Origin of the sequence: Pseudoalteromonas sp. NEC-BIFX-2020_015 (genome assembly GCF_012952265.1) — a bacterium.
GTDB classification, from domain to species: Bacteria; Pseudomonadota; Gammaproteobacteria; order Enterobacterales; family Alteromonadaceae; genus Pseudoalteromonas; species Pseudoalteromonas neustonica.
On record NZ_JABCJL010000001.1, the window covers coordinates 151,166 to 164,932 of the forward strand.

Sequence of the window (13,767 nt, forward strand, 5' to 3'; positions counted from 1 at the left end):
TTATTTATCTCAGTAAGGGGTTGCCAATGCTAAACAAAGACTTAGAACTAACTTTAAACGCGGCGTTTCGTGAAGCGCGTACACGCCGCCATGAATTCATGACAGTGGAGCATTTATTGCTTGCGCTGATCGATAATCCCTCTGCAGGCGAGGCATTAATCGCATGCGCAGTGGATATGGCTGCACTAAAAACAGAGTTATCAGAATTTATTGATGAAACAACACCCGTTATTCCAGATCTGGAAGATGAGCGTGAGACTCAGCCAACACTTGGCTTTCAGCGTGTTTTACAACGAGCTGTGTTTCATGTGCAATCATCAGGAAAAAATGAAGTAACAGGCGTAAATGTATTAGTTGCTATTTTTTCTGAGCAAGAAAGCCAAGCGGTTTATTTACTGAAGAAAAGCGATATTTCACGGTTAGATATTGTTAACTTTATTTCACATGGTATAGCTAAATCAGATGATGAAATAGGTGGTGAAGAGTCAGACGATATTCATGAAGAAGTGCAAGGTGCACAAGGTGAAGAACCAAGTAAATTAGATAATTTTACGACTAATTTAAATGTGCAAGCCCGTGAAGGGAATATTGATCCGCTTGTAGGGCGCGATAGTGAGGTTGAACGTACGGTTCAAGTGTTATGTCGTCGTAAAAAGAACAATCCGCTACTCGTAGGTGAAGCAGGCGTTGGTAAAACAGCCATTGCTGAAGGCTTAGCTTATCGGATTGTTAATGAACAAGTGCCGGAGGTCATTGCAGATGCCGTTGTATATTCATTAGATATGGGCGCTTTACTTGCAGGGACTAAATATCGAGGCGATTTTGAAAAACGCTTCAAAGCATTACTAAAAGAGCTTCAAGCAAAGCCTGGCGCGATTTTATTTATAGATGAGATTCATACCATCATTGGTGCCGGCGCAGCCTCTGGTGGCGTTATGGACGCATCTAACCTACTTAAACCGCTGCTTTCGAGTGGCAAGTTACGTTGTATGGGGTCGACTACATATAACGAGTATAAAAATATCTTTGAAAAAGATCGTGCTTTAGTGCGTCGTTTCCAAAAAATTGATGTACTTGAACCAAGCGTGGCAGACACGACTAAAATTCTAAACGGTCTAAAAGAGCGTTATGAAGAGCACCATGGTATTCGCTATACGCAAAAAGCGTTAAAGGCAGCAGCTGAGCTTAGTGCTAAATATATTAATGAGCGTCATTTACCAGATAAAGCGATTGATGTTATTGATGAAGCGGGCGCGAGTCAGCGTTTACAGCCAATCTCTAAACGTAAGAAGACCATTGGTGTTGCTGATATAGAACTAATTGTTGCCAAAATGGCGCGTATTCCACAACAAAGTGTGTCATCAAGTGACAAAGAGACGTTAAAAAATCTTGACCGTAACCTGAAGATGTTAGTGTTTGGACAAGATCAATCAATTGATGCATTAACGTCGGCAATTCGGTTATCTCGTTCTGGCTTATCAAGCGAAGATAAACCGGTAGGCTCATTCTTGTTTGCAGGCCCGACGGGTGTTGGTAAAACAGAAGTGACTAAGCAACTTGCAAAGTGCATGGGTGTTGAGTTTATTCGATTTGATATGTCAGAGTATGTTGAGCGCCATGCCGTGAGTCGTTTGATCGGAGCACCGCCAGGGTATGTTGGTTTTGAACAAGGTGGCTTACTAACCGAAGCTGTTATCAAAAATCCACACTCAGTTGTATTGCTTGATGAAATTGAAAAAGCGCATTCTGATATTTACAACATTCTGTTGCAAGTAATGGATCATGGCACTTTAACTGACAACAATGGTCGTAAGGCTGACTTTAGAAACGTTGTTGTTGTTATGACCACTAATGCGGGCGTACAAGAAACAGTGCGTAAATCAATTGGTTTTACTGATCAAGATCATTCACATGACGCGATGAGCGAAATTAATAAAGTATTTTCACCGGAGTTTAGAAACCGTTTAGATAACATTATTTGGTTTAATCATTTAGACCGTGATGTGACCTTACTGGTTGTTGATAAATTTATTGTTGAGCTTCAAGCACAACTGGATAAAAAATCAGTTAACCTTGAGCTTACTTCTAAAGCGCGTGAATGGCTTGCTGATAAAGGTTATGACAAAGCAATGGGTGCACGCCCAATGGGACGGGTGATCCAAGAGCAGCTTAAAAAGCCACTAGCCAATGAAATTTTATTTGGTGCACTTATTGATGGTGGAACAGTGAAAGTATCGCTTAAAGATAAAAAACTTCGTTTTGATTATGAAACGAATTTAACCCCTGCATAAAAGTGTTTGTAATAACGCAGATAACAAAAAGCCCAGCAAATGCTGGGCTTTTTGTTTATTAAATGTAATGGTCAGCAACTTGCATTCAATTACATTTAATAAACGCTTCAAGCTAATGTAGTAAGTAACTAAGTTACTTAGACAACTTAGCTAAAAACTTGATATTTCGTTAACGCACTAACTTAGCGAGCACGGAATACGATGCGACCTTTCGATAAATCGTATGGGGTCATTTCTACAGTAACTTTATCGCCGGTTAAAATACGAATATAGTTTTTACGCATTTTACCTGAAATATGAGCCACAACTACGTGACCATTTTCAAGCTCAACTCGGAACATTGTATTTGGTAAAGTATCAAGGACCGTCCCTTGCATTTCGATTACGTCTTCTTTCGCCATGTTTAGCGTAACACCTCTTTAATAGTTAAACGATGCAGATTCTGCCGAAAATACTCCAATAAGTAAAGCCACAGTAGCTATTTTTGCAAATTAAATAGTCAGCCACTCATCTGCAACTCTATTTTGTGCAGGTAAAAATTGAGTTTTGTAACGCATTTTAGCGCATTCATCAATTTGGTAACCTAAGTAGACAAAATCTTTATTGTGTAGTTGAGCAAACTTTATCTGCTCTAAAATCATTAATGTGCCTAAACTAAAATGCTCAAAATCGGGGTCAAAAAAAGTATAAATAGCTGAAATGGCGTTGTTCATACAATCAGTTACGGCCACAGCGATAAGTTTTTCTTGGTGCCATAATTCAATAAACGTAATAGGTAACCATTGGCAAAATAAGAAACTTTGATATTGTGATTGTTCAGGAGGGTACATTGAACCCTCTTGATGACGCTGCGTGATATATTTGCTGTAAAGTGGGTAATATTCAAGGCGTTCTTGTCGTGAATACGTCACTGTAAATTGATTTTTTGCCTTATTAAGTTTACGTTTTTGTGATTTTGTCGGTGAAAACTGTTGAGCTAATACTCTTACTGACTTACACGCACTGCAAACAGGGCAGTGTGGACGGTAAATTTGGTCACCACTTCGACGAAAGCCAAGTGCTAATAATGCTTCAAATTTTTCACTGCTGTAGCAGCTAGGTTCGAGGATCACTAATAATTGCTCTTGCCTATCAGTAAGGTAGCTACAATCAAATTGTTGGCTCAAACCTAAACGAGCCGGTAAATGGTCAGTCATAAATAGCTATAAGCTCCTGCGCTTGCCACATCGTTGGTGGTATTTTAAAACTGCTGGCTTGTTTAAGTTTAGTTAAAAATTCGCTTCGCGGTAGGACTTTTTGCCCCAATGATAGCAAGTAAGGGTTTTCTAGTTGGCAATCAATGAAATGTGCGTTGTGGCGCTTAAGCCAATTCACTAAAGCCCACATCGCTAATTTAGAACAGTTAGTTTGATGATGAAACATAGATTCCCCACAAAACACGCCGTTTTGCATCATTCCGTATAAGCCACCAACAAGTTCATCATCTATCCATATTTCAAGGCTGTGGGCAACACCAGCTAGGTGTGCTTGCTGGTAAGCATTGATCATTTCACTTGTGATCCATGTTCCTTCAACATCTTGGCGCTGTTGTTGACATGCTTCAATAACATCATTAAAAGCGGTATTAATGGTTACTTTTACTGGGTGTTTTTTCAGGTGTTTCCGTAAACTGCGGCTAACATGAAACTCATTCAGCTCAATAATGCCGCGCATACTTGGTGACCACCACATTATAGGTTCATACTCGCTAAACCATGGGAAAATGCCGTGTATGTATGCATTTTTCAATCGCTCTATAGATAAACAACCACCCACAGCCAGTAAGCCATCGGGATCATCAAGTGCATGTGTTGGGTTAGGAAACTCAAAGTGGCTATTGGAGAGTTGATAAAGCTGTTTAGTCATAACATCAGTAAATAAAAAATAAGACGAATTAAAAAGTGTAACCTGCAAGATTAAAATTACAAAGGGGGAATATAAAAAAGGGCTGAAATATCAGCCCTTAATACTTGCATTTAAGAATACAAACAAATATTTATAGATTATCTAAGAAGCGCTCAGCATCTAATGCAGCCATACAGCCAGTACCCGCTGAGGTAATTGCTTGACGGTAAATGTGATCAGAGACATCACCTGCAGCAAATACACCAGGTACGCTTGTTTGCGTTGCATTACCGTTAAGACCTGATTCAACAACTAAGTAGCCGTCCTTCATTTTTAACTGGTCTACAAACATATCAGTATTAGGTTTATGGCCAATGGCGATAAATACGCCTGCTAAATCGAGTTCTTCAGTTGCGTCAGATTGCGCATCTTTAATACGAATGCCAGTTACGCCCATTTGATCGCCTAATACTTCATCAAGTGTGCGATTGTAATGTAATACCACGTTGCCGTTAGCTGCTTTTTCAGCAAGACGATCAGCTAATATTTTTTCACTGCGAAAGCTATCACGGCGATGAATAACATGAACTTCGTCTGCGATGTTTGACAAGTAAAGCGCTTCTTCAACAGCCGTATTACCACCGCCTACAACCGCAACTTTTTGACCTTTATAGAAAAAGCCATCACATGTTGCGCAGGCAGAGACGCCACGGCCTTGGAAGTTAGTTTCAGATTCTAGGCCTAAGTATTTCGCTGATGCGCCTGTAGCAATGATTAGCGCGTCACATGTGTACGTACCTTGGTCACCAGTAAGTGTAAACGGGCGCTTAGATACATCGACTTTATTAATATGGTCAAATATAATTTCAGTTTCAAAACGTTCAGCGTGTTCTTTCATGCGATCCATTAATGCCGGACCTGTTAAACCATGAGCATCACCTGGCCAGTTTTCTACTTCAGTTGTCGTTGTAAGTTGACCACCTTGTTGCATGCCTGTGATTAATACAGGGTTTAAATTTGCGCGCGCTGCGTAAACGGCTGCGGTGTAACCTGCAGGGCCAGATCCTAAAATTAGTAACTTACAATGTTTTGCTTCACTCATGTTTTTTATCCTAAACGTTTAATAGCGTATTAATGCGCTCGATTTTAAGAGAAACAAGGGGGAAGTAAATAAAAGCGATGATTATTTTTTTTTATAAATCGCAAAGCTGTCAAATATTGTGTACTAAGATTGTGAAAAGTAGCTGTTCTGTACGATATGTACACTATTAATCCATTATTACCCTAACAAGCATCGTTAATTCATGACCACGCTGTATTTTTTTGATATGTTTTAACTAATTTTGATTTGTCGCGCTGTTTTGGCGTGACCTAAGTGAATAGGCATCTATGTTATTTTGGCAGGAAAAACCCGCGTTTGGGTTGACTTCAAAAGACGTTAACGTCTTAACCAATGCACAAGAATATCGTTCGAATCTTCTGGATCTGATCGCAAACGCGAAAACACGGATCTATATTACCGCGCTTTATTTACAGGATGATGAAGCTGGGCGAGAAATTTTAGAAGCATTGCACCACGCTTCATTAGCAAACCCAGCATTAGAAATAAAAGTGCTGGTAGATTTTCATCGTGCTCAACGTGGTTTGATTGGCGCGGCTAAATCGGATGGTAACGCAAGTTTATATTGTGAATACCAAGAAAAATATCAATCAAATGTACAAATTTATGGCGTACCAGTCAAAGCTAAAGAGCTATTTGGTGTACTGCATTTAAAGGGTTTTGTGATTGATGATACGTTGTTATATAGCGGCGCAAGTCTCAATAACGTTTATTTACAATTTGAAGAACGTTATCGTCTTGATCGTTACTTTTTGATTAATCAATTTGCGTTATGTAATGCTGTGGTCGATTTTATAGAGCAAGAATTATTAAGTTCAGAGGCTGTACCGCGTATTGATGTGCGTCCATTAACTAAATTTAACGACATTAAAGTAGTGCAAAAGCAATTAATGCGGGCACTTAAACAAGCAACATATGCACATGGACCTGAAAACAACGAACAACCATTAGGTGTACGCTTATTTTTAGGGTTAGGCCGACGAAATAACGAATTAAATCGCGCGATAAAGTCGTTATTTGATACCACTGAAAAAGAGCTTGTTCTTTACACGCCTTATTTTAACTTTCCAGCGCCGTTAATGCGCTCGTTAAGGCGTTTACTTAAACAAGGTAAGCAAATAACAATTGTGGTGGGTGACAAAACCGCCAATGATTTTTATACGCCCCCAAGTGAGCCATTTAGTAAAATAGGTGCTTTACCGTATTTGTATGAAACGATTTTGCATAAATTTTTAAAGTCGCAACAACGCCATATAACGAATGGAAATTTAAATGTTTACTTGTGGCAACACGAAAGCAACTCGTTTCATTTAAAAGGCATTTGCTCTGATCAAAAGTACCATTTACTCAGTGGTCACAATTTAAACCCGCGTGCATGGGGTTTAGACATTGAAAACGGTATTTTATTAGATGATCCAGAGCAAAGTTTAATGCCAGCAATTGATAATGAAAGAGCTGAAATATTAAAACACTGCCGCCGTTTATCAGGTGCTGAAGATTTAGAGACTATGGACGACTACCCGCCAGCAGTTAAAAAAATACTTGGCCAAGCAAAGCGTGTAAAGGTTGATTTTATTATCAAGCGATTTATATAAAGCGAATTAAAGCAAAATTTAGACATAAAAAAAGCAGCGAATTCGCTGCTTTTTTACTAATTAACGTACGTTAATTATGCGTTTTCAACAGCTGTACGTGGATCAGCGTATTCCATGTTGAATGCTTCAGCTACTTCTTTGTAAGTTACTTGACCTTTGATCACGTTAAGACCTTTAAGGAAGTTAGCGTCATCTAATAATGCCTTTTTGTAACCTTTATTTGCAAGGTTAATGATGAAAGGCAATGTTGCATTGTTAAGTGCAAATGTAGATGTGCGCGGAACAGCACCAGGCATATTAGCAACACAGTAGTGAACAACGTCATCAACGATGAATGTAGGATCAGCATGCGTAGTTGCTTTAGATGTTGCGATACAACCACCTTGGTCGATTGCAACGTCTACAATAGCAGAACCAGGCTTCATCGCTTTAATGTGCTCAGCAGTAACTAGTTTAGGCGCAGCAGCACCTGGGATAAGTACACCACCAATAACAAGATCAGCCTCAAGTACGTGTTTTTCAAGTGCATCAGCCGTTGAGTAAATAGCTTTAACTTTATTACCAAACTGTGCATCAAGAGCACGAAGTACATCGATGTTACGATCAAGTACGACAACTTCAGCACCTAGGCCTACTGCCATTTGCGCTGCGCTACGACCAACCATACCGCCGCCAATAACAACAACTTTAGCTGGCTCAACGCCCGGTACACCACCAAGTAGCATGCCGCGACCGTGGTTTGATTTTTCAAGGGCTTGTGCGCCTGCTTGAATTGACATACGACCAGCAACTTCGCTCATAGGCGCAAGAAGAGGTAGGCCACCACGTGAATCAGTAACCGTTTCGTATGCAATACAAATTGCTTTACTCTTTACTAGGTCTTCTGTTTGTGGAAGATCAGGTGCAAGGTGCAGATAAGTGAAAAGAATTTGGTCTTCACGTAGCATCGCACGTTCAACAGCTTGTGGCTCTTTTACTTTTATAATCATCTCTGCTGTTGCGAAAACTTCAGCTGCTGTTGCTAGAATTTCTGCACCAGCTAGCGTGTAATCTTCGTTAGTGAAGCCAATGCCCATACCAGCATTAGTTTCAACAAAAACTTGGTGGCCGTGGTTTACTAACTCACGAACACTAGCAGGGACCATACCTACACGGTATTCATGGTTTTTTATTTCTTTAGGTACACCGATAATCATAATATTGCCTTGTTTGAACGGAATGAAATTTTCCACTATTATATTCATGACAAGCCAGTGTGTCTCACCTTTTTTTAGTGTGAGGCTAGTGATATAATCTAAATATTAATAATAAACAGAATAAAAAACTAGTTGGTAATATGCATCAATTATTAGATCGAATAGATCGTAAGATTTTAATGGAATTACAGCACGATGGCCGTATCTCCAACGTGGAATTAGCTAAGCGTGTTGGTTTAAGTGCTACCCCTTGTCTGGAAAGAGTAAAAAAGCTCGAACGCGAAGGTTATATTGTAGGTTATAAAGCGGTAGTTGACCCAGCTAAGCTAGGTCAAGGCTTATCTGTATACGTTGAAGTGACGATCACAAAGACATCGCCAGATGTATTTGATGAGTTTAGTGCTGCGGTAAAAAAACATGACGAAATAATCGAATGTCATTTGGTATCTGGTAATTTTGACTTTTTACTCAAAACTCGTGTTAACGATATGTCTGAGTACCGTGGTGTTTTAGGTGATATTTTGCTAAAGCTTCCTAACGTTAGTGAAAGTCGCACTTATGTGGTGATGGAAGAAGTAAAAGGCGAGCAAGGGGTGATTATTCGCCCATATATAGCCTAAGTTTTGTACGGGTTTATAGATGATATAATAAATGGCAAATAACGGGTTTGCCCAAGGTATTCATAATTTATAAAAACACGTTCATTATCAGTCCATCATAGTTAAGATAAAGTGCAACGAAAAGCATTTCCTGCTAAGGTATTTCACTGCTAAGTAAAAATGCAAAGATAATAAGGATTAGGGAATTATGCGCCTAAACGGTGTACAAAGACTATTAGAAACAGGGTTAATAATCAGCACCTTTGCCGCAGTATTTATTTTGTGTGCGCTGATAAGCTTTGATCCTGCCGATCCTGCGTGGTCACAAACCAGCTTTAGCGAAGTCAGAAATGTCACTGGCGCAGCTGGTGCATGGATTGCAGATATTTTATTACTCACCTTTGGCTGGCTAGCCTACTTTGTGCCTGCGGCCATTCAAGTATTTGGCTATTTACTATTTAAGCAACCGCATAAAATTTTTCAGCTAGACTATACAACACTTGCTTTGCGTGTAATTGGTTTTGCGCTATTTATAACCTCAGCGACCGCAATTAGTAGTATCAATTTTGATGATATTTATAACTTTTCGTCAGGCGGTGTAATAGGCGATGTGATTGCAACTGCGATGATGCCCGCATTTAATTTCACTGGCACGTCTATCTTACTACTGTGCTTCTTTTTTGCAGGGTTAACATTATTAACTGGTGTATCGTGGGTGCAGTTTGTTGATTTCTTAGGTGATTGGGTTGTCCGTATATACCGTGTGATTACTTCGCAGCTTAAAGGCTGGTTACACCGTGAACGCGTAGCGATTGAAGAAAAACCGATTAATGAACCTTCAATTGAAGGCGATCTTAACGACCAAGATAAAATCACGTTTACAGAGCCTGCGCCAACGAGTGCGACAAAAGCAAAGCGTTTTACAGCTGATCAAATTGAGACCACTACACAGCATAGCCCGTTTGATGATTTAGACGATATTTTAGATCAAGAAATCAACTTTAGTGCCATTGACGATGAGCCGATGGACACGGCTGCTGCATTAAATGCACTGGATCAAAGCTACGTTGCTGAACCTGAAAAACCAGTTACCACGGTGGTGTCTCCAGCAAGGCCAATGCCTAAGCCAAAAAGTACGTATCAGCCGCCACCGACAGCAAAAGAAAAATTTGAGCAGTTATTAGAAGAAAAACCACCAAGCACACCGCTACCAACGCTTGATTTATTAGACCGCCCAGATAAAGCTAAAAACCCGATATCACCGGAGGAGCTTGAAGCTGTATCGCGTTTAGTTGAAACCAAGTTACTTGATTTTAACGTACAAGCGACGGTTGTCGCAGTGTACCCTGGGCCTGTTGTAACGCGTTTTGAGCTGGATTTAGCACCGGGCATTAAAGTATCAAAAATTACAGGTCTTGCAAAAGATTTAGCCCGTTCGCTTTCTGCTGTGAGTGTCCGAGTAGTTGAAGTGATCCCCGGTAAAACATATGTAGGGATTGAATTACCAAACAAACACCGTGAAATAGTTCGTCTATCAGAAGTGATCGACGCGCCAAAATTTGAGCAAAACCCGTCACCCCTTACCATGGTGCTAGGTAAAGATATTGCCGGTGAGCCGATCTGTGCAGACCTAGGAAAAATGCCACATTTATTAGTGGCAGGTACAACAGGTTCTGGTAAGTCAGTGGGCGTTAATGTCATGATATTAAGCTTACTGTATAAATCTGGCCCTGATGATGTGCGTATGATTATGATCGATCCAAAAATGTTGGAACTTTCTGTGTACGAAGGTATCCCACACTTACTATGTGAAGTAGTCACTGATATGAAAGAAGCTGCCAATGCACTGCGTTGGTGTGTAGGTGAAATGGAACGTCGCTATAAGTTAATGTCAGCGTTAGGTGTTCGTAACTTAAAAGGGTATAACCAAAAAGTAATGGATGCCAAAGAAGCAGGTCATCCAATTTTAGATCCATTATTTAAAGACACCGATGGCATGAAAGAGGGACCTGACGAGTTAGGTAAATTACCGAGTATAGTCGTGGTTATTGATGAATTTGCCGACATGATGATGATTGTAGGTAAAAAAGTTGAAGAGCTGATCGCGCGTATTGCACAAAAGGCCCGTGCTGCAGGTATACATTTGATACTTGCAACGCAGCGGCCATCGGTAGATGTTATAACAGGTTTGATTAAAGCCAATATACCAACTCGTATGGCGTTTCAGGTTTCAAGTAAAATAGACTCGCGCACCATTTTAGATCAACAAGGCGCTGAAAACTTACTTGGTATGGGTGACATGCTTTATTTACCACCAGGGACAAGTGTACCGATACGTGTGCATGGTGCATTTGTTGATGATCACGAAGTTCATGCCGTGGTAAATGATTGGAAAGCGCGTGCTAAACCAAACTATATAGATGAAATTTTAAATGGTGATGCCACAGAAGATATTTTACTTCCAGGTGAAGCCAGTGAAAATGCAGATGAAGAATCAGATCCGCTTTATGATGAAGCAGTCTCATTTGTTGTTGAAACAGGTAAAGTGTCTGTTTCAAGTGTACAACGCAAACTACGCGTAGGATATAATCGCGCAGCACGTTTAGTAGAGCAAATGGAAACTTCGGGTATTGTGAGTGCACCAGGTCATAACGGTGCCCGTGATGTATTAGTGCCCAACGGTGGAGCAAATTAAATGAAAAAAATTAAATCTTTAGCATTAGCTGTAAGCTGTTTTTTATCAGCGTCATTCTTTACAGCCCAAAGCCTAGCAGGCGAGACGTTTACAAGTGACAGCCAAGCATTACAGGCAAAACTTGCTGGTTTAAAGAGTTTTCAAGCGCAATTTATTCAGCAAGTAAACGATGCGCAAGGCGAGTCAATTATGCAAGGTAAAGGTAATATTGCCTTACAACAGCCAATGATGATCCGCTGGCAGCAAGCAAGCCCGGATGACACCTTGTTCGTTTCAAACGGTGATAAAACCTATTACTTTGACAGCTTTGCTGAGCAAGTCACGATAATGAAAACACATAGCTTGATTGATTCAACGCCGTTTGTTTTGCTGACTTCTAAAGATCCTGCGCAATGGCAAAAATACCATGTAGCAAGCACTGATAAAGGGTTTAGCGTTACGCCCAACAAAGGCGTTGAAAGCCAAGTTGAGCAACTTGATATTGTATTTTCAGGGAACGAGAGTGGCTTAGCGTCGTTATTAGTCAAAGATAGCTCAGGACAATCATCAATATTTACGTTTAGCGATGCCAAAGTAAATGAGAGCCTAACAACATCATTATTTGAGTTCACAATTCCAGATGGCGTTGAAATTGACGACCAAAGCCAAGGCGAGTAGTCACAGGTGAGTAATTTAGGTTTTAATTTTGCTCCTGATGTGCGCCCACTCGCGGCGCGTATGCGCCCGACTAGTTTAGAACAATATATTGGTCAGCAACACTTATTAAGCCACGATAAACCTTTATACCAAGCAATATTGGCGGGGCGTTGTCACAGCTTAATTTTATGGGGGCCGCCTGGGGTGGGTAAAACCACACTGGCACAAATTATTGCCAATCATGCTGATGCCGCACTGATCCAAATGTCGGCGGTGACTGCGGGTATTAAAGATATTCGTGATGCTGTGAGCGAAGCTAAAAATAACCTTGAAGGGCGCGGGCAACGCACTTTATTGTTTGTAGACGAAGTGCACCGCTTTAATAAATCTCAACAAGATGCCTTTTTACCGCATATAGAAGACGGCACATTTATTTTTGTAGGTGCAACCACCGAAAACCCATCGTTTGCACTAAATAACGCAATTTTATCGCGAACGCGTGTGTATGTACTTAAATCTCTGCAAGACGCAGATTTGAATTTAGTAATTGAGCGGGCATTAAAAAACGACGACGAGTTAAGCACTAAAACCATTATTCTTGCTGATAATGCTAAGGGCGCATTATGCCAAGCAAGTGACGGCGATGCCCGTAAAGTACTTAATTTACTAGAACAAGCAATCGATTTAACAGTCGAACAAAATGGCCAATACTTAGTTGATGAACATGTATTAAGCCAAGTATTACCAACGCATTTGGCAAAATATGACAAAGGCGGTGATGAATTTTACGATTTGATCTCGGCGTTTCATAAGTCAGTGCGTGGCAGCTCGCCAGATGGCGCACTGTATTGGTATTGCCGCATTTTGGCTGGAGGCGGTGATCCGCTGTATGTTGCAAGGCGTTTACTGGCTATTGCTACCGAAGACATAGGCAATGCTGACCCAAGAGCTATGGAAGTTGCGCTCAATGCATGGGATATATTTCAAAGGGTGGGCCCCAGTGAGGGTGAGCGTGCTATCGCACAAGCAACCATTTATTTAGCCAGTGCGCCAAAAAGCAACGCAGTGTACGACGCTTTTAAGCAAGCAAAGCGGGATGCGCAAAATGAGCCTAGTTACCCTGTTCCAGAGCATTTACGTAATGCCCCCACAAATTTAATGAAAGACTTAGGTTATGGCGCAGAGTATCGTTATGCACATAATGAAGAAGGTGCCTATGCAGCGGGTGAGAAGTACTTACCAGAGCCAATAGCCGACACCCAATATTACTTTCCAACCGATCGTGGATTAGAGCAAAAAATTAAACAAAAACTGGATTACTTAAAACAACGTGACCAACAAAGCGATTTAAAACGTTATGACAAGCCTTAAATTATACATGATGATCGCGCTTGGTGGCGCAAGTGGTGCTTGTTTACGGTTTTTTATTAGTGAAACCATGCTAAAACTGCTCGGTAGGGGATTCCCTTTTGGCACGTTGACGGTTAATATTCTTGGTTCATTGTTAATGGGCGTATTATACGGTTTGATAGAGCGCGAAATTATCACCGTTAGCCCCGCCAAAACCCTAATCGGAATTGGTTTTTTAGGTGCATTGACCACCTTTTCTACATTCTCAATGGATTCGTTGTTGCTACTGCAACAAGGTCACTTTTTAAAAATGGCCCTCAATATCACCTTAAATGTGGTGGTGTGTATTTTTATGGCTTGGCTGGGCCTTCAGCTAGTAATGCAAAAAGGTTAAAAAACTA

General features: G+C 40.6%; 12 protein-coding genes. 7 read left to right on the top strand and 5 right to left on the bottom strand.

Going from position 1 to position 13,767, the window contains the following annotated elements; genetic code table 11:
• Positions 1-26 precede the first annotated feature (26 nt).
• Complete coding sequence (gene clpA / locus HH219_RS00675; RefSeq protein WP_054204683.1) at positions 27-2,291, top strand: ATP-dependent Clp protease ATP-binding subunit ClpA; 2,265 nt, start codon at positions 27-29, stop codon at positions 2,289-2,291.
• A gap of 182 nt (positions 2,292-2,473) precedes the next feature.
• On the opposite strand, the gene infA is transcribed toward clpA, so the two are convergent.
• From infA to trxB, 4 genes are all read right to left on the bottom strand, one after another.
• Complete coding sequence (infA, locus tag HH219_RS00680) at positions 2,474-2,692, bottom strand: translation initiation factor IF-1 (protein ID WP_002962494.1); 219 nt, start codon at positions 2,690-2,692, stop codon at positions 2,474-2,476.
• Between the two features lie 90 nt (positions 2,693-2,782).
• Positions 2,783-3,487 (bottom strand): arginyltransferase, encoded by a 705-nt coding sequence (locus HH219_RS00685; protein WP_169326343.1) that lies wholly within the window; start codon positions 3,485-3,487, stop codon positions 2,783-2,785.
• Entirely contained in the window at positions 3,480-4,196 is a 717-nt protein-coding gene (aat, locus tag HH219_RS00690) for a leucyl/phenylalanyl-tRNA--protein transferase (protein ID WP_054204681.1), read from the bottom strand. The genes HH219_RS00685 and aat overlap by 8 nt, the downstream gene beginning before the upstream one ends.
• A gap of 130 nt (positions 4,197-4,326) precedes the next feature.
• On the bottom strand, positions 4,327-5,277 hold the full coding sequence (gene trxB, locus HH219_RS00695; RefSeq protein ID WP_169326344.1) for a thioredoxin-disulfide reductase: 951 nt from the start codon (positions 5,275-5,277) through the stop codon (positions 4,327-4,329).
• A gap of 287 nt (positions 5,278-5,564) precedes the next feature.
• Here trxB and pssA point away from each other — a divergent pair, with 287 nt between their 5' ends.
• Positions 5,565-6,890 carry a CDP-diacylglycerol--serine O-phosphatidyltransferase gene (gene pssA / locus HH219_RS00700; protein ID WP_169326345.1) on the top strand — a complete coding sequence of 442 codons (1,326 nt, stop codon included), beginning with the start codon at positions 5,565-5,567 and terminating at the stop codon, positions 6,888-6,890.
• 74 nt (positions 6,891-6,964) lie between these two features.
• On the opposite strand, the gene ald is transcribed toward pssA, so the two are convergent.
• Positions 6,965-8,086, bottom strand: a complete 1,122-nt coding sequence (gene ald, locus HH219_RS00705) for an alanine dehydrogenase (RefSeq protein WP_169326436.1) — start codon at positions 8,084-8,086, stop codon at positions 6,965-6,967.
• A 140-nt stretch (positions 8,087-8,226) separates the two neighbouring features.
• Between ald and lrp the strand changes: the two genes are divergently transcribed.
• The 5 genes from lrp (at position 8,227) to crcB (ending at position 13,760) form a co-directional block, all read left to right on the top strand.
• Positions 8,227-8,706 (top strand): leucine-responsive transcriptional regulator Lrp, encoded by a 480-nt coding sequence (gene lrp, locus HH219_RS00710; RefSeq protein WP_054204677.1) that lies wholly within the window; start codon positions 8,227-8,229, stop codon positions 8,704-8,706.
• 187 nt (positions 8,707-8,893) lie between these two features.
• Positions 8,894-11,380, top strand: coding sequence for a DNA translocase FtsK 4TM domain-containing protein (locus HH219_RS00715; protein ID WP_169326346.1), 2,487 nt, complete (start codon positions 8,894-8,896; stop codon positions 11,378-11,380).
• Entirely contained in the window at positions 11,381-12,037 is a 657-nt protein-coding gene (gene lolA, locus HH219_RS00720; RefSeq protein WP_169326347.1) for an outer membrane lipoprotein chaperone LolA, read from the top strand.
• A gap of 6 nt (positions 12,038-12,043) precedes the next feature.
• Positions 12,044-13,387, top strand: a complete 1,344-nt coding sequence (locus HH219_RS00725) for a replication-associated recombination protein A (protein WP_169326348.1) — start codon at positions 12,044-12,046, stop codon at positions 13,385-13,387.
• The gene (gene crcB, locus HH219_RS00730; protein ID WP_082355595.1) at positions 13,374-13,760 is read left to right on the top strand and encodes a fluoride efflux transporter CrcB; all 387 of its coding nucleotides are present in this window, start codon (positions 13,374-13,376) and stop codon (positions 13,758-13,760) included. The genes HH219_RS00725 and crcB overlap by 14 nt, the downstream gene beginning before the upstream one ends.
• Positions 13,761-13,767: the final 7 nt, after the last annotated feature.